Annotated in this window: 22 protein-coding genes; 13 read left to right on the plus strand and 9 right to left on the minus strand. The window is 55.7% G+C overall.

The genetic code is table 11. The annotated features are described in order from the left end of the window. Nucleotides 1–145: 145 nt before the first annotated feature. Nucleotides 146–532: a hypothetical protein gene (locus tag GOB90_RS08175; RefSeq protein ID WP_173572000.1), complete on the plus strand. Its 387-nt coding sequence runs from the start codon at nt 146–148 to the stop codon at nt 530–532. A gap of 15 nt (nt 533–547) precedes the next feature. Here GOB90_RS08175 and GOB90_RS08180 read toward each other — a convergent pair whose 3' ends face one another. Beyond that, the gene (locus GOB90_RS08180) at nt 548–1,888 is read right to left on the minus strand and encodes an aminotransferase-like domain-containing protein (RefSeq protein WP_146890344.1); all 1,341 of its coding nucleotides are present in this window, start codon (nt 1,886–1,888) and stop codon (nt 548–550) included. Between the two features lie 106 nt (nt 1,889–1,994). Between GOB90_RS08180 and GOB90_RS08185 the strand changes: the two genes are divergently transcribed. Continuing rightward, complete coding sequence (locus tag GOB90_RS08185) at nt 1,995–2,648, plus strand: LysE family translocator (protein ID WP_146890347.1); 654 nt, start codon at nt 1,995–1,997, stop codon at nt 2,646–2,648. A gap of 182 nt (nt 2,649–2,830) precedes the next feature. On the opposite strand, the gene GOB90_RS08190 is transcribed toward GOB90_RS08185, so the two are convergent. Then, complete coding sequence (locus tag GOB90_RS08190; protein WP_146890350.1) at nt 2,831–3,157, minus strand: hypothetical protein; 327 nt, start codon at nt 3,155–3,157, stop codon at nt 2,831–2,833. An 809-nt stretch (nt 3,158–3,966) separates the two neighbouring features. Here GOB90_RS08190 and GOB90_RS08195 point away from each other — a divergent pair. The 4 genes from GOB90_RS08195 to GOB90_RS08210 all read left to right on the plus strand — a co-directional run bounded on the left by GOB90_RS08195 (nt 3,967) and on the right by GOB90_RS08210 (nt 6,966). Beyond that, nucleotides 3,967–4,476 carry an ankyrin repeat domain-containing protein gene (locus GOB90_RS08195; protein ID WP_146890352.1) on the plus strand — a complete coding sequence of 170 codons (510 nt, stop codon included), beginning with the start codon at nt 3,967–3,969 and terminating at the stop codon, nt 4,474–4,476. After that, nucleotides 4,473–5,549 (plus strand): histidinol-phosphate transaminase, encoded by a 1,077-nt coding sequence (hisC, locus tag GOB90_RS08200; protein ID WP_146890354.1) that lies wholly within the window; start codon nt 4,473–4,475, stop codon nt 5,547–5,549. The genes GOB90_RS08195 and hisC overlap by 4 nt, the downstream gene beginning before the upstream one ends. A gap of 190 nt (nt 5,550–5,739) precedes the next feature. Continuing rightward, nucleotides 5,740–6,030: a hypothetical protein gene (locus GOB90_RS08205; RefSeq protein WP_146890356.1), complete on the plus strand. Its 291-nt coding sequence runs from the start codon at nt 5,740–5,742 to the stop codon at nt 6,028–6,030. A gap of 270 nt (nt 6,031–6,300) precedes the next feature. Next, the gene (locus GOB90_RS08210; RefSeq protein WP_146890358.1) at nt 6,301–6,966 is read left to right on the plus strand and encodes a hypothetical protein; all 666 of its coding nucleotides are present in this window, start codon (nt 6,301–6,303) and stop codon (nt 6,964–6,966) included. A 93-nt stretch (nt 6,967–7,059) separates the two neighbouring features. Here the strand turns inward: GOB90_RS08210 and GOB90_RS08215 are convergent, their stop codons facing one another. Beyond that, on the minus strand, nt 7,060–8,301 hold the full coding sequence (locus tag GOB90_RS08215) for a UbiH/UbiF/VisC/COQ6 family ubiquinone biosynthesis hydroxylase (RefSeq protein ID WP_242011895.1): 1,242 nt from the start codon (nt 8,299–8,301) through the stop codon (nt 7,060–7,062). A gap of 217 nt (nt 8,302–8,518) precedes the next feature. Between GOB90_RS08215 and glnK the strand changes: the two genes are divergently transcribed. The 3 genes from glnK to GOB90_RS08230 all read left to right on the plus strand — a co-directional run bounded on the left by glnK (nt 8,519) and on the right by GOB90_RS08230 (nt 10,183). Then, nucleotides 8,519–8,857, plus strand: a complete 339-nt coding sequence (gene glnK, locus GOB90_RS08220; RefSeq protein ID WP_146890362.1) for a P-II family nitrogen regulator — start codon at nt 8,519–8,521, stop codon at nt 8,855–8,857. 167 nt (nt 8,858–9,024) lie between these two features. Continuing rightward, entirely contained in the window at nt 9,025–9,375 is a 351-nt protein-coding gene (gene erpA / locus GOB90_RS08225; RefSeq protein ID WP_146890364.1) for an iron-sulfur cluster insertion protein ErpA, read from the plus strand. A gap of 37 nt (nt 9,376–9,412) precedes the next feature. Beyond that, a complete protein-coding gene (locus GOB90_RS08230) occupies nt 9,413–10,183 on the plus strand; it encodes an exodeoxyribonuclease III (protein ID WP_146890465.1) in 771 nt (256 codons plus the stop codon). Nucleotides 10,184–10,400: 217 nt separating this feature from the next. Here GOB90_RS08230 and arfB read toward each other — a convergent pair whose 3' ends face one another. After that, the gene (gene arfB / locus GOB90_RS08235; RefSeq protein ID WP_146890367.1) at nt 10,401–10,823 is read right to left on the minus strand and encodes an alternative ribosome rescue aminoacyl-tRNA hydrolase ArfB; all 423 of its coding nucleotides are present in this window, start codon (nt 10,821–10,823) and stop codon (nt 10,401–10,403) included. Nucleotides 10,824–11,183: 360 nt separating this feature from the next. Between arfB and GOB90_RS08240 the strand changes: the two genes are divergently transcribed. Genes GOB90_RS08240 through GOB90_RS08250 form a run of 3 tightly spaced genes read left to right on the plus strand, consistent with a single transcriptional unit; the run spans nt 11,184 to nt 15,032 of the window. Further along, the gene (locus tag GOB90_RS08240) at nt 11,184–11,873 is read left to right on the plus strand and encodes a gluconate 2-dehydrogenase subunit 3 family protein (protein ID WP_146890369.1); all 690 of its coding nucleotides are present in this window, start codon (nt 11,184–11,186) and stop codon (nt 11,871–11,873) included. A 1-nt stretch (nt 11,874) separates the two neighbouring features. Next, nucleotides 11,875–13,659 (plus strand): GMC family oxidoreductase, encoded by a 1,785-nt coding sequence (locus tag GOB90_RS08245; RefSeq protein WP_373322039.1) that lies wholly within the window; start codon nt 11,875–11,877, stop codon nt 13,657–13,659. Continuing rightward, nucleotides 13,659–15,032, plus strand: a complete 1,374-nt coding sequence (locus GOB90_RS08250; protein WP_146890371.1) for a c-type cytochrome — start codon at nt 13,659–13,661, stop codon at nt 15,030–15,032. Before GOB90_RS08245 ends, GOB90_RS08250 begins: the two co-directional genes overlap by 1 nt. A gap of 190 nt (nt 15,033–15,222) precedes the next feature. Here the strand turns inward: GOB90_RS08250 and GOB90_RS08255 are convergent, their stop codons facing one another. Further along, nucleotides 15,223–15,657 (minus strand): CHRD domain-containing protein, encoded by a 435-nt coding sequence (locus tag GOB90_RS08255; RefSeq protein ID WP_146890376.1) that lies wholly within the window; start codon nt 15,655–15,657, stop codon nt 15,223–15,225. Between the two features lie 149 nt (nt 15,658–15,806). Between GOB90_RS08255 and GOB90_RS08260 the strand changes: the two genes are divergently transcribed. Beyond that, complete coding sequence (locus GOB90_RS08260) at nt 15,807–16,046, plus strand: hypothetical protein (RefSeq protein ID WP_146890379.1); 240 nt, start codon at nt 15,807–15,809, stop codon at nt 16,044–16,046. A 58-nt stretch (nt 16,047–16,104) separates the two neighbouring features. On the opposite strand, the gene GOB90_RS08265 is transcribed toward GOB90_RS08260, so the two are convergent. The 4 genes from GOB90_RS08265 to GOB90_RS08280 form a co-directional block, all read right to left on the minus strand. After that, on the minus strand, nt 16,105–16,692 hold the full coding sequence (locus tag GOB90_RS08265) for a histidine phosphatase family protein (RefSeq protein ID WP_146890384.1): 588 nt from the start codon (nt 16,690–16,692) through the stop codon (nt 16,105–16,107). A gap of 15 nt (nt 16,693–16,707) precedes the next feature. Beyond that, a complete protein-coding gene (locus GOB90_RS08270) occupies nt 16,708–17,640 on the minus strand; it encodes a ribose-phosphate pyrophosphokinase (protein WP_146890389.1) in 933 nt (310 codons plus the stop codon). A 202-nt stretch (nt 17,641–17,842) separates the two neighbouring features. Further along, nucleotides 17,843–20,050 (minus strand): peptidase domain-containing ABC transporter, encoded by a 2,208-nt coding sequence (locus GOB90_RS08275; protein ID WP_146890393.1) that lies wholly within the window; start codon nt 20,048–20,050, stop codon nt 17,843–17,845. Further along, nucleotides 20,047–21,351 carry an HlyD family secretion protein gene (locus GOB90_RS08280; RefSeq protein WP_146890396.1) on the minus strand — a complete coding sequence of 435 codons (1,305 nt, stop codon included), beginning with the start codon at nt 21,349–21,351 and terminating at the stop codon, nt 20,047–20,049. Before GOB90_RS08280 ends, GOB90_RS08275 begins: the two co-directional genes overlap by 4 nt. Between the last annotated feature and the right edge of the window lie 128 nt (nt 21,352–21,479).

Raw genomic sequence — 21,479 nt, forward strand, 5'->3', positions numbered from 1 at the left:
GATACTGCGCTCGGGTGATTTCAGTCCAGGCCATCTTGATCTCATCAGGTTATCGCAAACCCATGAATCATAACCCGCTGAAATCACTCAACTCATTTTCGGTCAGACACTTAAAGAAGCACTTTTAGAACTCCGGCGTGCGTTTGTGCTCTCCGCCTGCCATTTCCGGGAAACTTCTGTTTATCAATGGTTCCATTATGAAAACCCGACAATCAAACCTGTAAATCTCGGCAATTACAGGAAACTTGCAGAGGAAGCAGAGAAGTCAGGAGAAAAAGACCTGGATTTTAAAAATATCCCCGACCCGAATCTCCAGATAATTTCACACATTTCTAATATTATTAAACACACACGTGACAACTCAAGAAAATATCTCTCTGAACATCCGCCCAAAAAACTCTATGGCATCCGAGTGGAAACTACGGCACCCAATGGATTTCAGCCGCCGATCAATCTTGAGGAACATCATCTGGATTGGATTTTCGATGTTGTCAGCCGCTCCGGACCGCTTGCCAATCCGAACAGAGTTTAAAGACAGAAATGAAAGCTAATAGATCGGATAAGCGTTCCCTTCGTCGAGCAGGCGACGAAGAGTGCTCATCGCCTGGTCAAGCTGCTCCATCGTCGGCTTCGCCAGAGCAAGGCGCACCGCATCCTTTGTGTGAGACGGCTGCACGGTAAAACTTGTCGCTGGCGTCAGCGCAATTCCCTCCCGGAGGGCCGCGGCACAAAATGTTTCGGGACGCCAGGGATCCGGCAGCCGAAGCCAGGCATGGTAAGACCGGACATCGCTCTGCAAACACGTCTCCGGCAGATAATGTCGAAGAATACTCTGCCGATGACGCGCATCCACCCGTCGGTTTGCTTCAAATGTCGAAAGAGCCTGAGACGTTATCATCCCACACCCGATGGCAACGGAGAGCGGAGCAGCCAGCCAGGCACCGGAGCGAAGACTGCCCGCCACCCGATCGCGTAACGCGCGATTACCGATCACCAGCAGACCAAGCGGCATTCCCGAAAAGCCTCGTTTCGACAGACTATCGATCAGAATCACATGGTCCGGCGCCAGCGCGGCAATCGGAGGTCCGTCATCGGGCGCAAGAAAGCCATACACCACGTCCTCGATCAGCGTCACATCATGCCGGACAAGGGTTTCCGCAATGGCTGCGCGTCGTGCCGGACTCATCGTCATACCAAGCGGATTATGAAGCACCGGCTGGAGATAAACGACGCGCACCTCATGGTTCTGTCGTGCATCTGCGATCGCGTCAGGCAGAACCCCGTCCGCATCCATCGCAAGCGGGATAACAGTCCGACCCAGCCGCCGTGCGATGGCGCGCGTCATGGGATACGTCGTTGCCTCAATCCCGATTGAGGCCCCCGGTTCGGTCAAAGCGGCAAAACTGCCCGCAATGGCCTGGCGACCGCTGCCGGCAATCAGAAGATGCCCCGCTTCAGGGCTCCACGCCTCACGATGCAGATGCCAGGCAAAAGTGGCTCTCACATCAGTCGAAGCATAAGCGGAAGCTGAATTGCCTAAAGCCGCCAACACGTCCGGCATGCAGGATTGTTCCATTACACCTCGGAACAATAAGGCTTCTTCGGGCAATAACCCCGCAGCATTAAACTCCAGATCGATCAGATGACCCGGCTCGGAGAAACGTGGTTCGGTGACGGGCGGCCTGACGAAAGTCCCCCTGCCGACATGCCCTGCTACCAGCCCGCGACGGACGAGCTCTGCATAAACACGGGCAGCCGTAGAAACCGCCATTCCATGCTCATAGGCATAATCTCGTACCGGGGGCAGGCGTGTCCCTGCTTTGAGCGTGCCGCGACGGATCTGTGCGGAGAGCTTGTCGGCATGTCTCAGGAAACTGCTGGCTGACATTTATTGTGCTCGGAACAATGTAATAATTGATCGACTAATTGTACCGATCTACGAGGGAGAAAGCCAGCCTTTCGATATTACTCCACCCTGCCTGGAATCATCCGTTATGACAGCCGCACATTACCTCGCCTTTCTGATGGTTGCGGCGGCACAGGTTGCCACGCCCGGTCCGTCCACCGTTTTCCTGGTCAACAATGCTGTATCCCTCGGCTTCCGGCGTGCGATTTTCGCACTTAGCGGTGATCTGTGCGCGATCCTGCTGCTGGCGACCTTATCCGCAGCCGGGGTCGGAGCGCTCATCACCGCAAGCCCGATGCTATTTATCGGACTGCGTCTTTTCGGCGCGGCCTATCTCATCTGGCTTGGCATCCGGTATCTGCGTCCCGCACCTCCTCTGCCGTTCCGGAACTCAAATGCCCCGAACCCAAATGCGACAACAAAACAAAAGGGAGGACGCGCCTCCTGGATACACTCGTTTTCGGTCGGTATCAGCAATCCCAAAGCTATTCTGTTCTTTTCCGCCCTGTTTCCACAGTTCATATCCGATGCACCGGGCCACCGGCGTTATCTGATACTTGCTGTGCTTGTCATCTCATTTGCCATCGTGAAATTTCTGGTACTCGGCATTTATGCGATCCTGGCGCGCCGCATCAGATCTTCTCTGAGCCGCCCAGGTGTGGCAACCAGAGGCCGGTTGACCACCGGTGCGTTTTTCCTGCTGTTCGGAACCGGACTGATCATTTCTATTTTTGTCGGATAAACACGAGAACAGATCGACCCGGGGACCACAGGCCCCTGCACCCTGATTTATAACAAACCGGTTTCCAAAGGCCCCGACCTTTGGTGGGTTTCAGGGCAAAGCCCTGAGAACAACAACGCCAGACGCAAACAGGACCAAAAAAAAGCCCCGTCGAAACGGGGCCGGGTGAGACGAACCGACTCTTACCAGCCGGACGTCAGTGAATTAAAACCGTCACGCTCCGACTTCAATTCCTTTTTCTTGTCAGAATAAGCGTTTTTGTAAGGATCAACAGCGTTCGAGTAGCTGTCTTTCGCATTCTGCTCGCGTTTTCTGATCCCATCACGAACATTCTGCATGCTGTTCGTCACACCATCCTTCTCGTTTTTCACGCTCTGGTTAAAGGCCGATTTTTCCGAGCCGAGCGCATTTTGCGCCAGCTGACCGGGCGTAAGAAACTGGGCACGGCTTTCTTTCGCCCCGAGAGCGCATGCGAAGACCGCAATCCCGACAAGAATTACACGTCTCATTAAACAAATCCTCCGATTCCGGACACGGTTATGGGGAGATGGTGTCTCCGAAGTGCGGCAAAGTCGTATCGAAATGTAACTCTCCGAAGAGTTGAGATCAATTTTGATACAGTCCGAGCCACGGAGTGTCGTCTCTCAGGGCTTTGCCCTGAAACCCACCAAAGGCCGGAGCCTTTGGAAACCGGTTCGTTTATCAACAGCTCGGGGCGCAAGGACCGTCATGCATGACACGCCTTCGCATGACGCCCCCCAGGTCCGAACAGAGCCCCTGCAGTTCCGTTTTATAACAGGTCCCGACCCGACACCGGGCGACCACAAATCAGGACGCATTGAGCAGCAGCCTCTGCCCGATCATTCAGCCCGCCACAACATTCCGGAACCAAACTAAATATTTCCATAACTTTCCGGAATCCCCACTGTCCCCGGTCCCGGTCAACACCCGCCGTGCAAAATAAATTCTCCCGTAACAGCAGCAGAGACAGCCTCAGTTACAGATCGCCACAACCAGAGCTCTCACCATGCCACCCCGCCACAGACCTCGCCCCCGGCCCCGCCCGGCACAAACCGAAACACTGTCCCCCCAAACCGGCAACAATCCGTGATCCGTCAAAACTCCCACCCCACCCCTTCCGGAAAACCCGCCCCCGAAAATCACTCGCATCCCCGGTCTCCGGCAAAGCCCGGGACACATAACCCGGCCTCCGGCACATCACACATCCATCGTCAGACGCTTCGCAAGCCGCCGCGTATACCGTAAGAACCAGATCACCGGGTTCCGGCCCGTCCAGCAAAAACAGGAGGAGACTCTCATGACAGAGCAGGAAGACAAGACGTTCGACCAGGCCGAAGTCGAGGCTCTGTTCCTGAACGCCGCCCGCGACGGCGAAACCGACCTCGTCAGTGAATTCATAGCCGCCGGCCTCAGTCCCGATCTCGCTAACGAAAAAGGCCATTCAGCCCTGATCCTGGCGACCTATAATGGCCACGAAGAGACCGCCCGCGTGCTGCTGAACGCCGGCGCCGCCATCGACCAGCGGGACGCCAAAGGCGCCACGGCCCTCGCCGGCGTCGCCTTCAAGGGCAGCGCGGCACTGGCGAAACTGCTCCTGGCAGCAGGCGCCACCGTCGACGCCGCCAATGACGTCGGGCGCACCCCCCTCATGTTCGCCGCCATGTTCGGCCGCAAGGATATGGCCCGTCTTCTGCTGGACGCCGGAGCCGACCCCGCCCTGAAAGACGGCGAGGGGCAGAGCGCCCGCGACCTGGCCACCGCACAGGGCTACCCGGAAATGATGAGCATCCTCGGAAGCGAAGCATGAGCCGGTTCTGGAGTCCGCTCGTCCACCGCCTGACACCCTACGTTCCCGGCGAACAGCCCAAGATTACCAACATCGTCAAACTCAATACCAACGAAAGTCCCTACGGCCCCTCGCCAATGGCCATAGCCGCCATCCGGGAAGCCACCGACGACACGCTTCGCCTCTACCCGGACCCGGAATCCCTCGCCCTGCGGGAGGCCATAGCCGCCCGCCACGGGCTCACCGCCCGGCACGTCTTTGTCGGCAACGGCTCCGACGAAGTCCTCGCCCACGCCTTCCAGGCCCTGTTCAGCCACGGTGACCCGATCCTGTTCCCGGATGTCACCTACAGCTTCTACCCGGTCTATTGCGGCCTCTATGGCCTGCCCTTTCAGACCGTCCCGCTCGACGCCTCCATGCGCATCCGACCGGAAGACTACGCTCTTCCCAACAGCGGGATCGTTATCGCCAACCCCAACGCGCCGACAGGCATTGCCCTCAGCCGTGGGGACATCGAAAATCTGCTCGCCAGTCACCCGGACCGGGTGGTCCTGATCGATGAAGCCTATGTCGATTTCGGCGCCGACTCAGCCATTCCGCTGATCGAACGCCACCCGAATCTGCTCGTCGTCCAGACCCTCTCCAAGTCCCGGGCGCTGGCCGGGCTGCGCGTCGGATTCGCACTCGGAAACCCCGATCTGATCGAGGCCCTCGTGCGTGTCAAAGACAGCTTCAACTCCTACCCGCTCGACCGCCTGGCCCAGGCCGGCGCTCAGGCGGCGATCGAAGACGAAGCCTGGTTCCGCGATTCCGTGGCGAAAGTCATGGCGACACGGGCATCCCTTTCATCCGCGCTGACAAAGCTCGGATTTGAGGTCTTGCCTTCCTGTGCCAACTTTGTTTACGTTCGGCATGCTGACCGCGACGCAGCCATGGTGGCTGCCGCGCTGAGAGAAAGGGCGATTATCGTGCGCCACTTAAAAGGCCCGCGAACGTCTTCCTGGCTCAGGGTGACGATCGGCACCGCCCCGCAATGCGCGGCTCTGGCTGACGCTCTCGGGACAATCGTCCGCAGGAATACTCCACCCGGTTAGCCGGGTCCTTCCTGATAAGCGTCACTATTCCGGAAACAGGTCAAAACCCGATATGCGGGCGAGAGCTGATCGGCAGGATCAGATCTCCTTAAAAGCATGTCGGAAATCCTGTTTCTTTCTTTTTTGTTCATGGTCTGGTCCTACATAAGGGATCTTCACCTCATGTCCTGCCTGAATGGGTTTTGAAATCATGCGTGCTTTTCACGGCCAGTTTTCGGACAACCAGCCGATCCGCCGCTCCCTTGCCGAGAAGCAGAAACAGCTTCGCGACCTCAAGGAAACCCTAGCGTCGATGAAGTCCCACACTGCCGCCACGCTGCGCGACAGCGTTCGCAAACGTATCGTGCAGCTGGAGGCCGAACTGTCCGCCGCTCCGGCCCTCAAAAGCTCCGGCGACACCAGAAGCGCCCGGCCCCCGCGCTCCGCAGACGACGCGCAGCGTCGCCCCCGCAGCCGTATCCGGTCCGATGCCCTGAGCTAAGCGACGAACCACCTGAAAGCGTCCGGAGGGCTCACTTCCGGACGCTTTTTTTTACGTTCTCTGAAAAAAATGTGAGCAGGACCGTTTTCAACAATCCTCGACAACCACAAATATTTTTGAATTCTTTTGCTTCCGGACTCAGCCCCGGAACCCGCAAAGAAGCACAGTTCCTTAGCTGGTTGTTAAATAAACCCGAATGCAGGCCGTTCGCTTAACCCAAATTCAACATGATCCGCCCATGCTGCACAAAACAATGCAGTGGAGACAAGGGTGGCTACGACCATCATTACTCAGGGCCAGGGGTATACCATCGCCAGAAGCGATGAAGCGCACTCGACTGTTCCTTACAAACCATCAGGCTACGGCGGCAGGAGCAGGAATCATGGCTATGTCGATCTCGTCGACCAGCCTGAACTCGCCACCTTCATCCCTGAAGCGCAACGCTCCGCCGGCCTCCTCCGCTTATTGCAAACCGTCAACAAACGGGGCTCATCTTTCCTGACCTGCGGGTGCGAATGCGGCCTGGTCCGGCGCAAAACTCCGGCTCCCGACGGCTCAGACCGTTATATTGGCTCCTACATTGCCATCGCCTTCCGCCAGCCCGACCGCAACACACCAGACCGGATTTACAAACTGGCCCAGGCGCTCCTCGGTCACATCAACGGCAGCCAGAAACACCATATCAGCTTCGAAATTACACTCGTGCCCCTTCTCGATTTCTTCGGACACGGTCGATGCTGTATCCTGCATATCAACGCATCGGGGGCTGGGCATACCGACCAGCAGGCCTGGAGCGCTTTCGATTTTGCATGTAATTCTCTGGCAACGGCCACCGATCAACTCAATGAGCTGCCGGAAAGCACCCCGCTATTCACCGGGCACCAGCTGCTCTTTCCCCGCGTCAGCCACCCCCTCAAAGCCTCAATCCCGGCATAATTCCGGCCCGGACTGGTTCTTTAATCAGCTCTCACTGACACCCGACAGAAACCGGGATAATAAACGGTCGCGCTCTGAGACAGTATCCCTGTTTCAAATGCCCATCGCGTGCTTCACAAACGCTTTCCGCAAACGCGGAAACCGCTGTACCGTCGCGATCCCTACATCCCGCGCCATCCGCAGCACCGGATTGTCATTGCTGAACAGCCGATCCAGCGCATCGGTCGCCACGAACATCAGCATGTTCGTCGGACGACACCGCGCCTGATACCGCGCCAGCAACGCAGGAGAACCGGGATCTTCGCCGCGCTGATGCGCCTCGATCAGCAACTCAGACAGCGCGATCACATCCCGAAACCCCAGGTTCAGACCCTGTCCCGCAATCGGATGAATCCCATGTGCCGCATCGCCTGCCAGCACCAGCCGCGTCGCCGTGTAACGCTGGGCATACTGCGCTGAAAGCGGATATACCCATCGACGTCCCACCGGCGTCACTTCGCCAAGTCGGTCTCCCATCCGGCGTCGCAACTCCCGTGCAAACGCCTCATGCGGCAGCCCCGCGAGACGATGAGCCATCGCATCCTTCTCGCTCCAGACCACAGCCGAAAGATGGGGAAACTCCGCCGTCCCGGTCATCGGCAACTGCGCAAACGGCCCCCCCGGCAGAAAATGTTCCAGGGCCCCGTTGTCATGTGGATATTCATGCGCAATAGCGCAGACGATCCCGCTCTGGCCGTAAGGCAGCTTCGTCACCGGAATCCCCGCCTGAGACCGCGTCCGGCTGGCCCGCCCGTCCGCCGCGACCAGCAGCCGTGCACGGACCACACGTCTGTCCTTCGCCGTGACTGTCACACCCGCCTCGTTCCGCACCACGGTCACCTCTGCCGGCGCCAGTAACGTCACATTCGGAGACGCGTGCAGGGTCGCATTCAGCGCCACGCGCAATGCCCGCGCCTCAGCCATCCAGCCAAACGGCTGATCCGAATCCTCGCGCGTAAACTCAAGCGACAGCGGCGAAGGCGCCTCGCCAACACGCCCGTCCGTTACCAGAATATCCTCAATCGGACACGGCACCTGCGGCAAATGGCCCCACACCCCCGCATCGTCGAGCAGCTTTTTCGAACCTGCGGCAATGGCATAAGCCCGCCCGTCGAAGTCCGGATGCTCCATCGGAGGCAGAGGCGCCCGGTCCACAACCGCCACACGCACTCCCTCGCGGGCCAGACGGCAGGCCAGCGTCGCCCCCACAGGCCCCGCCCCGATAATGCAGATATCGACCTCGGCGGCGCCCGTGGAAACGCCCGCTCCGCTCTCATCCGTCTTGCCGGATGTCATCATGCCCGCGTCCTTTCGAAACTCAGAGGTACGATCATAACGCACCAGCTGGCCGCATTCCGGCTTCATATGGAAATGCGGCCAGGAAACCGGGAGACATGCCATGCTTTAAAGCGCGAGACTATCCCATTCCGCAGCGTCTGTCGCAGCGTGACACAGACCGGGCGATATGCTTCCCTGCATGGGTGGTGTTCGCACGATTAGGAGAAGAACTGCGATGAAGCTCGTCACGGCCATTATCAAGCCCTTCAAGCTCGACGACGTTCGCGACGCCCTTTCCCCGCTTGGCATCCAGGGCCTCACCGTTTCCGAAGTCAAAGGCTTTGGACGGCAGAAGGGCCAGACCGAAATCTATCGCGGCGCCGAATATCACGTCAGCTTTCTGCCAAAAATCAAGATTGAAATCGCCATCGCCGATGCCTTAGTTGACCAGGTTGTGGAAGCCATTCTCCAGTCTGCCCACACAGGCAAAATCGGTGACGGCAAAATCTTCGTCAGCGACCTCTCCCGCGTTATCCGCATCCGCACCCGCGAAAGTGGTGAGGACGCACTGTAATGCCTCCGGGCTCTGCCCTGAAACCCTGCGGGAACCACAGCCTCCGGCAACCCGTTTTATTAAACTACACCGTGATCAAAGGGACCACTCTGCGGGGTTCGGGGTAAAGCCCCGTAAAAACCTACATCGCCCTTCCCATCGCGCCCCGGACACCCCATTATAATCCCATGACCCAGCAGCCCCGCTTCTCCGTCTCAGACGCCGCCGCCCGCCGAATCGCGGAAATTATCGCTGTGCGCCAAGACGACAGCATCCCTCACGCCCTCCGCGTGGCCGTATCAGCCGGTGGCTGCAACGGTTTCCAGTACGAGTTCAGACTCGACGCTGAAACCGCTCCTGACGACATCACCATCGAGAAAAACGGCATCCGCGTCGTCGTTGATCCCGGCAGCCTCGATCTGCTCGAAGGCTCCGAACTCGACTATATCGACAAACTTATGGGCGCCCACTTCGCCGTAAAAAACCCCAATGCCGCCTCATCCTGCGGCTGTGGCACCAGCTTTTCCCTCGCAGGCTAAAGCCCGCACAGACCTGAAGCGGGACTCTTACGCCGGCATGAAAATCGCGACCTGGAACGTCAACTCCATCCGCCAGCGCCAGTCCCTCGTGCTGGACTGGCTGAAACGGAACGAACCCGATCTCCTTCTTCTCCAGGAGATCAAGTGCGAAACTCACCAGTTTCCGACGGAGTTCTTCCTGGAAGCAGGCTACACCGCCCACGTCGCCGGCCAGAAATCCTATAACGGCGTCGCCATCCTCTCCCGCGTCCCGGTCGAACTTCGTGTCAGCAAGCTCCCCGGCCTGCGCGACCCCGAGCCCCCCGCCCGCTATATCGAGATTGCCGCCGGCAACCTCGTCGTCGGAAACCTCTACCTTCCTAACGGCAATTCCGGCGGCGAAACCGGCTTCGAAAACAAACTGGAGTTCTTTTCCGCTCTCGCCGGACACGCCGAAGCCATGCTGCGCGACGACACCGATTTCCTCCTCGCCGGGGACTACAACGTCTGCCCCACCGATCGGGACTACGCCCCCGGTGCGCTCCCGCCCACTGACGCCCTCGTACGCCCCGAAAGCCGCGCGGCTTACCGCCGCCTTCTCTGGCTCGGCCTCACCGATGCCGTCCGTACCCTGCATCCCACCGACCCCTGCTACACGTTCTGGGATTACCAGGCCGGTGCCTGGAACCGGGACAGCGGCCTCCGCATCGACCACGCGCTACTCTCCCCGCGCATCGCCCAGCGACTCTTCAGCGCTGCCCCCGACCGTGAAGAACGCGCCATGCCGCAGCCATCGGATCATGTTCCGGTGCTGATCACGCTCAGCTAAGCAGATCGATCACGATCTGGAACTTCCCACCCGCCATGATCACCCACACATGCGACAGGATTTTCGACTAAAAGATGCGGCATGGCGACCTGCCTCTTCCGAACCGCCCTCTTTTCAGCTCTCGCCCTCGTTAATTCTGTTCCCTGTAACCCCGATCGCGAAGTCAGTTATTCCCGGGTCTAAGTCCTTCCACATAGCCAGACTGAAACTCCGGCTGTCAGTCGTCCGAACTGACACGGCGTCCACGCTTAATCCCGGCACGATGCGCCTTCCCGTCCAGCCGCCGCTGACGCGCCGCACGCCCCGGACGGGTTTTAACCCGGAAAGTCTGACGATGGGCCGCTTCACGGATCAGTTCTGAAAGCCGCCCGATTGCATCTTCGCGATTCTTCTGCTGCGTGCGAAAATTCCGGGCGGTAATCACGATTACCCCTTCCCGTGTCGCACGACTGCCTGCCAGCCGGATCAGTCTTTCTCTTGTCCGGTCACATAATGAAGGTGAGCGGGCTGCGTCAAACCGAAGCTGCGCTGCTGTGGCAACCTTGTTGACGTTCTGCCCGCCGGGGCCGGAGGCCAGGATATAGGTAAAAACAAGCTCTGACTCCTGAAGAACCAGACCCGGTGCAACATCTATCGCCATAATGTGAAAACAAACCGAACAGAAAACCGATCCGCGTCATTACGAACACAGACCACGAGCGGGACTACTAACAGGTCGCGTAAGAAAATGGCCACATTCCCTCAGCCCGGCATTCACCGGGAGGAAAAAGCGAATCCCACGTTATATTTATCGTTATAACACGACAAGATGCTTCCGGAATGACAGAGATTCGACATCGTCGCCTTGAGACAGAGACAGAGACAGAGACAGTGTACACAGGACAGCAATTATGTTTCCGGCAACGGACTGAACCGAGTTTGCTCCGTTCAGTCCCCTTAACCTATAGTCGCAGAGACAAACCCATTCCGGGATTATCACGACCAGAGCCACAACCACCGCATGCCATCATCACCTTTACCCCGACGTCTTCTTCTTCAGACTCTTGCCGGTGCAACGGCCCTCACAACCTGCACTTATATCGCCCGCCGCTCCCAGGCCGCTCCGCCAGAAATCAGGTATGAACCCGCCTTCTTCACACAGGAAGAATGGCGCTTTCTCCATGCGGCCTGTGACCGTCTGATTCCACAGGATGTTTATGGTCCGAGTGCGATCGAGCTGGGCGTGCCGGAGTTTATAGACCGGCAAATGGAAACACCTTACGCATACGGCGCCTTGTGGTACATGCAGGGGCCACACATTACCGGCCCTGCCAACCTGGGTTATCAGCTTATCTACACACCGCGTGACATCTACCGTTACGGCATCTCCGGTGCATGTGATCTCTGCCGTCAGATGCACAACACGGAATTTGCCGACCTTGATCCGGCCACGCGTGATTCATTCCTCCGTGAGCTGGAATCCGGCGAGCACCAGTTCGGCGATCTGCCAGCTTCAACCTTCTTTGGTCACCTGCTGGGCAACACACAGGAGGGCGCCTTCTCGGACCCGATCCATGGAGGGAATAAAGGGCTGGGAGGCTGGGCCATGACCGGCTTTCCGGGTGCCCGTGCCGATTTCATGGACTGGGTCGACCAGTATGGAAAACAATATCCGCTCGGATCGGTATCGATCTCCGGGGAGACAATCTGACGTGGCCACCATCACACGTAAATCCGTCAATGTCGTTATCGTCGGCGGCGGCTGGGCCGGTTCCATTATGGCTAAAGAGCTGACGGAAGCTGGTCAGCATGTCGTTATGCTTGAACGTGGAGCAGAGCGAAGTACAGCTGTCGACGGTGCTTATCCCACCTCACTTGATGAGCTGGAAGGAAACTTCCGTTTCAAAATTTTTCAGAAGTTACAGAAAACAACTGTCACTATCCGAAACAACATCACCCAGACCGCACTGCCGTACCGGCAACTGGCTGCCTTTTTGCCGGGCGAGGGCGTTGGCGGTGCCGGCCTGCACTGGTCCGGGGTCCATCTCCGCATCGCACCTGATGACCTCGCCATGCGTAGCACGGTAATCGCTAAATATGGAAAATCCTTTATCCCGGATGGAATGAATCTTCAGGATTATGGCGTCACATATGCCGAACTTGAACCTTTTTTCGACAAGGCCGAAAAAGTCTTTGGCACATCCGGAGAAGCCTACACCGTCAATGGAAAAATTGTCGGAAAGGGAAATGCATTCGCTCCCGATCGCTCCGATGACTTCCCTCTTCCCCCCCTTAAGGACGTAACCGGAGCACATCTTTTTCGGAAAGCAGCCGAGGCAGTCGGCTACCATCCTTACTCCATTCCTGCGGCTAACGCGTCCCGACAATATACCAATACATATGGTGCCCAGATGGGCCCATGTAATTTCTGTGGCTATTGCAGCGGCTATGCCTGCTACATGTATTCAAAAGCGTCTCCGAACGTAAATATTCTTCCGGCATTGAGAAACAATCCACTTTTCGAAATTCGTCCGAACGCCACGGTCCTGCACGTCAACCTAGATTCCACGAAAAGCCGGGCCACCGGCGTTACCTATCTGGATGACAAAGGCGACAAAATCATTCAGCCTGCCGAACTCGTCATCCTGGCTGCTTTCCAGTTTAACAATGTGCATCTGATGCTCGTTTCCGGAATCGGAAGCCCCTATGATCCGGTTGCCAACACCGGTGTCGTCGGACGCAACTTTGTCTATCAGAACATCAGCACCACCACCGCCTGGATGGATCCTTCAGTTTACACGAACCAGTTCATCGGAACGGGCGGCGGCGGCGTCGCTTTCGATGATTTTAACAGCGAAAACTTCGATCATGGACCACTCGGTTTCATTGGTGGATCACCTGTGTGGGTGAACCAAGCCGGCGTCAAAGCCATCGCTGCCGCCAAAGCAGGCGGACCACCAGGAACACCAAGATGGGGATCGGCCTGGAAAAGCGAAATGATCGACACATACACGCATGCTGTGCGGATGGACGCTCATGGCTCCAACATGGCTTATCGTGATGTTTTTCTCGACCTTGATCCAACCTGGAAAGATGCTTTCGGCCGACCTCTGCTACGGATGACATTCGACTGGAAAGAAAATGATATCCGCATGAACCGTTATGTCGTCGGTAAAATTGAAGCTGTAACGAAAGCTATGGGCGCCCGCCGCACCCATCTCGGAATGAAGGAATTCGGGCAGCCTTTCGATACACGCTTTTATCAGACCACGCATCTTGGGGGTGGCGCGGTTATGGGAGATGACCCGAAATCAAGTGCCCTTAACCGCTATCTGCAATGCTGGGACGTTTCTAATGTTTTCGTTATCGGCTCGAATGCTTTTCCGCAGGGCACAGGTTATAACCCGACCGGCATGGTCGCGGCTCTCGCTTACTGGAGCGCACACCATATCCGCATGACCTATTTAAAAAACCCCGGCCCTCTGGTGCCCGTGTGATGGAAACATCGAAAACGTGTCAAAATAAAAAATATATTTCCTGTTATCTGACATCTGACAGAAAGAGGCTTGGGTTCACAGTCATCATTGCGGCTCTCACATGCATCTTTTCATGCAGCGCATCTGCAGAGAATATTTCTCCTGTTGCGCAACAGGGAGAATATGTGGCGCGTGCTGCGGATTGTGCGGCCTGCCATACTCTGCCCGGACATGATCAGTTTTCGGGAGGGTTACCGTTTGACCTGCCTTTCGGTACAATTTTCTCTTCTAATATTTCCCCCGACCGCGATCACGGGATCGGACGCTATACGGAAAGCCAGTTTAGCCAGGCAGTACGACAAGGCATTCGCGCTGACGGAGCGCCACTTTATCCTGCCATGCCTTATCCATCTTATGCCCGCATGACGGATGCGGATATCCATGCACTCTATATCTATTTTACAACCACGGTCAGACCCTCCCCTGAAACTCCGCCTGCCAGCACGGCAACATGGCCTCTCTCCATGCGTTGGCCACTCCATGTCTGGCAGGCATTTTTTGTGCCTTCAGCAGAACAAGCCAGAAAATCAACGGCCCGTTTTACTGAAGACGACATGCTTGCCCGGGGCGCTTATCTCGTAGAAGGACCAGGCCATTGTGGCGCCTGCCATACGCCCCGAGCTATGACGCTTCAGGAAAAAGCTTTGACAGCGCAGGAAAGTGCGGTTTTTCTTTCAGGTGGAAATTCTGTCGATGGCTGGACTCCAACAAGTCTGCGCGGAGAGAACCGGACAGGACTCGGTCGCTGGTCAGAAGTGGATATCGTCGGTTTTCTTCGCAACGGACGCACAGCCCGAGGTTCAGTCTTCGGTGGTATGACCAGTGCCATCGTTCATGGAACACAATATCTGAATGATAAAGATCTTTCCTCTATCGCCCATTTTCTCAAATCACTTCCAGCCTGCGACAAAGATCAGCCACCATGGCAGTATAGCCCGACCGAGACTATAGCATTACACAACGGTGACACATCAGCCCGCGGAGCACGACTTTATGCAGATCGTTGCGCAGCCTGTCACCGTACCGACGGATATGCTTACCCGACCACTTTTCCGCCACTTGCAGGTAATCCCGTCGTGATGAATCCAGCTCCGGACAGCCTGATCCAGATCGTCCTTGCCGGCAGCACACTTCCTGCGATGCGATCATCGCCAACAACTTTTGTCATGCCAGGATTTGGCAAAACGATGACCGACCAGCAGGTCGCAGATGTTGTTTCATTTATTCGCGCGAGCTGGGGAAATGATACCGGGCCGATTAGTAAGGAAAACGTCCGTCGCCTCCGAAAATTTCAGTCAAAAATAATCTCACACACACAAATTCCGCTAAACTGATGTCAAATAATTCTTTAACAATACGTTATTTTATCTAATATAATCCAGAGTTCGATCAAAATATTACTATTTACACAACTCAATGCCACAAAAATTATTTGTTTATCTTTCAGAAATCACATTTATAAGGCAGAGACACTCCTGTGCCTCTGCCTTGGCCCTGACCATTTCAGAAGAAAAACGCTGACAATCAGCGACGTCCCATCTGGGCACGAGCTTCGCCATTTGGACAGGCTTCGGTATGCAGGTTCAGATAAACCATTCCGTCCGTCAGCTCCTTCGCCTGTTCGCTATCAAGAGTCACCTTTCCGGAAAGCGGGCTCTTGTACGGGCCGTCCACTGGCACCATGACATCAGCATCCTGATCGTAGGAAGCCGGACCATGGAAATGAGCTGCATTGACAGGTCCTGACAGGCCCTTCCAGATGATCCTGTAAGTCAGCACATTCGTGTCCGGGTTAAGCGTGGCTCTGACCTCACCTGAAGGGACTGACTTAGTCCCGTGCTCTGCCCGGAATGTTCCGCTAAAAACCTCGCTTTTTGCGGCCAGCGCTGCCTGCGAAAGCATTGCACCAACCCCGACAGCCAGAACGGCGGCGGGAACGATCCTGTATATACTGAACATGATATGCTCCATTGCAATATCGACTGACAGCATGAAAACGCCACAATCAGACCATCGTTCATAATGGTATCTTTATCTCGGCGTGAACAGCAGGAGTTTACTCTCCGCTAACCGGAATCGGTTCAAATACTTCCCGGGAGGATACCGCAATGACGACGCTATCTAACATCAGCGGCACCAGCTATGCCGTGCTTGCCATGCAACATAAGGCTCGTACGTCCGGTTCACCGACGACTGTCGCAGACACGAATATTAATGCCACAGGCAAACGCTCTCATGGCAGTTCCCTGTCTATCGGGCTGGATGCTACCGGAAATGTCATCACCGAAGAAGATCGAAGCAAAGCCGACAAAGATGAGACATCAGCCTCGGTCAACCTGTTTGGTTGAGTGCCGCCCCGGACGGCTCAGGATTTTCTCAGTTCAGCCTGCATAATAACGTCATGCATTAACTGCAAACACGGAGCTTCCAGGGTTTTTCATTTTTCTTCGGAGGCTCTGCGACGACAGGGACAGCGTTCGGCAACCGCACATTGACCGGGAGACACATCGCAGACCGAAGGGCACGGAAAAGCGCGCCATGCGCTACGATCATAACCATACCCGACCCCGACAACGCCCTGTTTACAGCATTAACCGCCCGGTCGCGTAACAGTGTAAAAGGTTCAGCTCCAGGTGGAGTATAATGACCTTCGATCCAGTCATCGTACCAGTCTCCCATCGGTCGCCCTTCCTGGTCGCCGAAACAGACTTCCTCCAGGCCTTTGTCTACAGTCAGCGATGGACGTGCACCGGACCGCTCTAATGCGTCAGCTGCAATCTCGGCGGTCCTTAAGGCTCGAGTAAGCGGCGAAGAGACAATTCGTTCAATTCTCATATCCTGCACTGCGTGTTCTGCCAGTATTGTGCCGGCAACCTCGGCCTGTGCAAGACCATTCGCATTCAGCGGAATATCAGTTCGCCCCTGAGAGAGGCCCTGTCGATTCCAGTCTGTCTCCCCATGACGAAGATACCAGTAAGAGGTCGAACTTAGCATATATGCCTCTCCCGCTCAGTCAAACAGAGACGACACGGAGCTCTCGTCCGAGACGGCCCGCATAGCCCGCGCCAGTAATCCGGCAATACTGATCTGTCGGATATTATGTGCTGCTTCAACGGCTTCCGTCGCCATAATGCTGTCGGTCAGAGTTAACATCTCGATCGATGAACTCCCGATACGTTCAACTGCACGCCCTGTCAGCACACCGTGCGTCACGTAGGCTCCGACAGAAGCGGCGCCCTGATTGCTGATCGCCTGAGCAGCGTTACAAAGCGAACCGCCGCTGTCGACAATATCGTCCACCAGCAGACAGTGACGCCCTTTGACATCGCCGATCACGTTCATCACCTCCGAGACGCCGGCGCGTTCACGACGTTTATCGATAATTGCCAGATCCGTATTGAGACGCTGCGCCAGCTGCCGGGCACGAACTACGCCGCCAACATCCGGCGAAACAATCATAAGATCACGATCGCCATAACGCTCTTTAATATCTCGCACAAAGAGTGGAGCGGCATAAAGGTTGTCTACAGGAATATCAAAGAACCCCTGGATCTGCATGGCATGCAGATCCATGGTCAGAATCCGGTCTGCGCCGGCTTCTACGAGCAGATTGGCCACCAGCTTTGCGCTGATTGGAGTGCGTGGACCTGATTTGCGGTCCTGCCGTGCATAGCCAAAATATGGCATGACAGCTGTGATACGGCGTGCCGATCCACGGCGCAGCGCATCCAGCATAATCAACAGTTCCATCAGATTATCATTGGTCGGCGTACAGGTACTTTGCACGACGAAAACGTCTTCACCACGAACATTCTCGAAGATCTCGACAAAGATCTCCATATCTGCAAATCGTCGGACCGACGCATTGCAGAGAGACATGTTAAGCTCGGCAGCAACAGCCTCAGCCAGAGGAGGATTGCTATTACAAGCGACGATCTTCATTGGCTAACGTTCCCGCGAAACTGCCACAAGCCACCCATGCAACCAGGCGTTGCGAGGGGTTCTAGCAATGTCACAGCCGCCTGTCATCCAGGCGACAACGCATTCCCTCTACCCGGCCAATTAACTCATCAACGGACCCAGACATTCCAGGATACCTGCCCAAACGCTGTATCCACGACAAAGCCCCGGACAACATCCAGCGTTAAGACGCTGAAATATTCCACGAAGAGCCAAACTGCGCGGCGGAGGCATATCCGGCCGTCGAAGAAACTGCTGGTGCTGATGAGGCAGCAGACTGAGGCCCCTTGCGCAGCACGAGCACACCACCTGGTTCAAACGAATAAATATAATCAGCATGCGCAATGGTCGCCGGTCGGTGAGCCACCATAACCCGGGTAATATTCATATCGCGAAGCGAGGTTGCCACGATTGATTCGGTATATTCGTCAAGATGACTGGTGGCCTCGTCGAGGAACAGGATCTGAGGCTGCTTATAGAGAGCGCGTGCCAGAATAACACGTTGTTTCTGACCTCCTGAGAGAGCTCCCCCCATATCACCGACCAGCGTTTCCAGGCCCATCGGCATACGTTTAATATCTTCAAGAATTGCCGCTTTTGCAGCACATTGCGCAATCAGATCCTGATCCGGATGTTCGGCAAAGCCACTGATATTATCAGCGATTGATCCTGAGAAAAGTCCGTCGTCCTGCAGCACTCCGGCAATACGCTCACGGTAGCCATCAAGCGACAGCACCGACACATCAACACCATCGATAAAAATACGTCCCTCATCCACAACCTGAAGTCCCATCATTGCTTTCAGCAATGTGGTCTTGCCGCACCCTGATGGCCCGACAATCGCAACGCTTCGGCCTGCCGGGATATCGAGATCAATGTTCCGAAAGATCCATGGTTCCTGTTCAGCATAGCGTACTGACAACTCCCGGCATGCCAGAGCCGCAGAACCATGATGCGCTGCCGAAATTGTTGTACTGACAGGTTCGGGTTCCGTCATAACGATGTCGGCGAGACGGTCACTCTGAATATTGAGCATTCGCAGTTTGAAGCCCGTACTCACAAGAGAGCCAACGCGGCTGGCAAACTGATCTTTATAAGACAGGAACGCGACAAGCATACCAACAGACATGGACCCGTCCATCACCTGCTTCGCGCCCAGAACCATCATAATCAGACGATCTGCACCAAAAATAAAATCCCCCAGCCGGCCATAAATAAGATCGAACCGCTGTAGCCGGAGTTTGATGTTGATACTGTCGACGATAATATTCAGCCAGGTCGTGCGACGTCTTTCTCTGAGTCCGAGAAGCTTGACACTCGCCATCCCCCTCAAAGTCTCGATAAAATGGCTCTGCTGACGAGCATTGACGACAATCTGTTCTTCTGATGCCTCACGATAGGTCCGGTAGGTCAAAAGCCTGAGCAAAATGTCCAGAAGAAGAGCAACGCACGCAACAAGACCCAGCCAGCCGCCATAAACGAACAGCATGATTCCCATACCGATGCCCATGAGGCCGTCCATGACGGTCTGGACCATGTCCGTCGTCAAAGCCTGCTGAATCGACCCGAGCGAACCAAAACGGGAAAGAACGTCACCAACATGGCGTTTACTGAAATAATCAAGCGGCAGACGGGTCAGATGATCAAAGAGACTGGTATTCCATTCCAGACCAACTCTCGTGCTGAACAGTGTGACCGCCCATGTACGGACAGAACCGATAAACATCTGCACCAGCAGCAATAAGGCGAGCCCGAATGTGATCGTCATTAACAGATCATGATCTGCAGTAACGATAACTTCGTCGATCACGACCTGTGAAATCATCGGCGAAATCAGAGCTATGACCTCCAGTCCCAGCGACAGGAAGAACAGCCCCATAAGAGCGCCCCGCAGACCGGCAACATGGCGAAACAGGTCGCGCAGACGGATCGTTTCACGCTCATCTTTACGTTCGAACGACTCATTTGGCGTCACCTCAAGAGCAACGCCCGTAAACTCTCTGGACACCTCTTCGAGCGGGACTGTCCGGTGACCGACAGCCGGATCATTAATTGTGATCAGGTCGCCTTTGACCGACACGAGAACCACAAAATGGTTCATTCCCCAGTGAAGAATACAGGGGGTCCGGAGTTTAGACAGATCCTGCAGATCAAGCCGCACTGCACGGCTGGTAAAACCGAGTGTGTCAGCAGCCTGCACGAGACTGCGTAATGTCACACCTTTGATAGAAACCGAATAACGGCGACGCAGCGTAGCAAGATCAATCTGGTGACCATAAAATCCGAGAACCATCGCCAGACAGGCAATTCCGCATTCCGCAGCCTCAACCTGCAGAACAACCGGCACTTTTTTACCGAAACCAAACTGAAGGGAATCAAAAGGAGTACTCATTTATCGACGAGGCCACCACTGACAGCTATAATGCTGTCATGCATGCTGGTCACCGGGTCAAAAATCCATTGGTAAAGGTGCCGTGAATCAATTGCGATATCGGCCTCGACTTCCATCCCGGCCTGAAGCGGTTTGTCATGGCTATAAGCAATTACATATGGGAGATCAGGCTTAACCCGTATCCTGTAAAGATCCGACGATGACTTCTGATCTTTCGAACTGTCCGCCTGCTGTTGCTGCTGAGTTTGTCCGGGTTCTGTCGCCGTTAAAGGCGCCCGTGTGATTTCTGTCACACGCCCCCTGGCAAGACCGAAACGCTGATATGGAAAGGCTGCGTAACGCAGAAGGACAGGCTCACCTTCACGAACAAAACCGATGGATGCACTTGTCACGTACAATTCAGCATCAAGCGCACGTCCTGTGGGCAGCAGCGTCACGAGTGGAGCTCCAGAACTCACCTGCTGTCCCGGATTTGCACGTACGGCGCTCAGAACGCCGTCCTCCGGGGCCTCGATCAGGATTTCACGATGGCTTTCACTTTCGTCAATCTGCTGATCAATCTGGGCAATCTGTCGATCAAGATCGTTAATATCGTGCGCTGTCTGCCGATCATACCGTATCAGCTTCGATGTATTATCTGAGATTTTACCTTCGGTATCGGTATAATTCTGAAGAAACTGAGCATGACTGCTAAGCAACTGAGCATAAGTATAAAGCTGACTCTGAAACTGCGTCTCAGTCACGAGATGAGCACTCTGAGCATTTCTCATCCGGTTTACGGCTGCTTCAACGACTGGCAGCACTTTAGCATCATTGGCAAGTTGCTGCCCTGTCAGAACATGCTGCTGCTGCAGGTTCCGAATCTGATTTACCAGAGCCTGCTTCTCGACAGGTGCGTCCGCAACCCGGATTTCCTTCTGCCGCTCGAACAGCTCGCGTTGCCGGTGTAATTGCGCAAGAACCTGTCCCTGCGTAGCGCCGGCTGTCGTCCGGGCCTCAAGATCAATCACGAAGAGCGGTTGCCCCTTGTGAACCTGCATGCCTTCTTCGGCCAGCCTCTTACTGACAACTCCCGCCGCACTTGCATCAATCGTAATCAGGCCGGTCGGCGGGAGCATCAGACCTGTCGCATGTACACGGCGTGTATAAATACCAAAGCGTACATAGAGGATGGCCAGAACAACAAGCCCCAGCGTTACCCAGGAAATAACCCGGACAGACAGGGATTGCGTGGCCTGCACCTGCCCCAGCCACGCCTGTCGGCGTGCGTCGATCGCTTCCTGGCGATAAAGTGACGACATACAAAAAGGAATCTCTCAGTACAGAGCGTTTCGCTTACATAGTCACAACAAAAAAATAAAGATAAAGGAAACAAAAAAAAGACGATCACCTGGTGGTCTGCCTGTGCAGCCACCAGGTGATCGTCAAT

The sequence above is a fragment of the Acetobacter oeni genome, from assembly GCF_011516825.1.
GTDB lineage: Bacteria > Pseudomonadota > Alphaproteobacteria > Acetobacterales > Acetobacteraceae > Acetobacter > Acetobacter oeni.

Coding starts and splice junctions, on each gene's coding strand:
- glnK (WP_146890362.1), top strand. CDS start 8,519: ATGAAGCTCGTCACGGCCATTATCAAGCCCTTCAAGCTCGACGACGTT.
- GOB90_RS08190 (WP_146890350.1), bottom strand. CDS start 3,157: ATGAGACGTGTAATTCTTGTCGGGATTGCGGTCTTCGCATGCGCTCTC.
- GOB90_RS08195 (WP_146890352.1), top strand. CDS start 3,967: ATGACAGAGCAGGAAGACAAGACGTTCGACCAGGCCGAAGTCGAGGCT.
- GOB90_RS08255 (WP_146890376.1), bottom strand. CDS start 15,657: ATGTTCAGTATATACAGGATCGTTCCCGCCGCCGTTCTGGCTGTCGGG.
- GOB90_RS08215 (WP_242011895.1), bottom strand. CDS start 8,301: ATGACATCCGGCAAGACGGATGAGAGCGGAGCGGGCGTTTCCACGGGC.
- GOB90_RS08240 (WP_146890369.1), top strand. CDS start 11,184: ATGCCATCATCACCTTTACCCCGACGTCTTCTTCTTCAGACTCTTGCC.
- GOB90_RS08260 (WP_146890379.1), top strand. CDS start 15,807: ATGACGACGCTATCTAACATCAGCGGCACCAGCTATGCCGTGCTTGCC.
- GOB90_RS08275 (WP_146890393.1), bottom strand. CDS start 20,050: ATGAGTACTCCTTTTGATTCCCTTCAGTTTGGTTTCGGTAAAAAAGTG.
- GOB90_RS08280 (WP_146890396.1), bottom strand. CDS start 21,351: ATGTCGTCACTTTATCGCCAGGAAGCGATCGACGCACGCCGACAGGCG.
- GOB90_RS08230 (WP_146890465.1), top strand. CDS start 9,413: ATGAAAATCGCGACCTGGAACGTCAACTCCATCCGCCAGCGCCAGTCC.
- GOB90_RS08180 (WP_146890344.1), bottom strand. CDS start 1,888: ATGTCAGCCAGCAGTTTCCTGAGACATGCCGACAAGCTCTCCGCACAG.
- GOB90_RS08205 (WP_146890356.1), top strand. CDS start 5,740: ATGCGTGCTTTTCACGGCCAGTTTTCGGACAACCAGCCGATCCGCCGC.
- GOB90_RS08185 (WP_146890347.1), top strand. CDS start 1,995: ATGACAGCCGCACATTACCTCGCCTTTCTGATGGTTGCGGCGGCACAG.
- hisC (WP_146890354.1), top strand. CDS start 4,473: ATGAGCCGGTTCTGGAGTCCGCTCGTCCACCGCCTGACACCCTACGTT.
- GOB90_RS08250 (WP_146890371.1), top strand. CDS start 13,659: ATGGAAACATCGAAAACGTGTCAAAATAAAAAATATATTTCCTGTTAT.
- GOB90_RS08265 (WP_146890384.1), bottom strand. CDS start 16,692: ATGCTAAGTTCGACCTCTTACTGGTATCTTCGTCATGGGGAGACAGAC.
- arfB (WP_146890367.1), bottom strand. CDS start 10,823: ATGGCGATAGATGTTGCACCGGGTCTGGTTCTTCAGGAGTCAGAGCTT.
- erpA (WP_146890364.1), top strand. CDS start 9,025: ATGACCCAGCAGCCCCGCTTCTCCGTCTCAGACGCCGCCGCCCGCCGA.
- GOB90_RS08270 (WP_146890389.1), bottom strand. CDS start 17,640: ATGAAGATCGTCGCTTGTAATAGCAATCCTCCTCTGGCTGAGGCTGTT.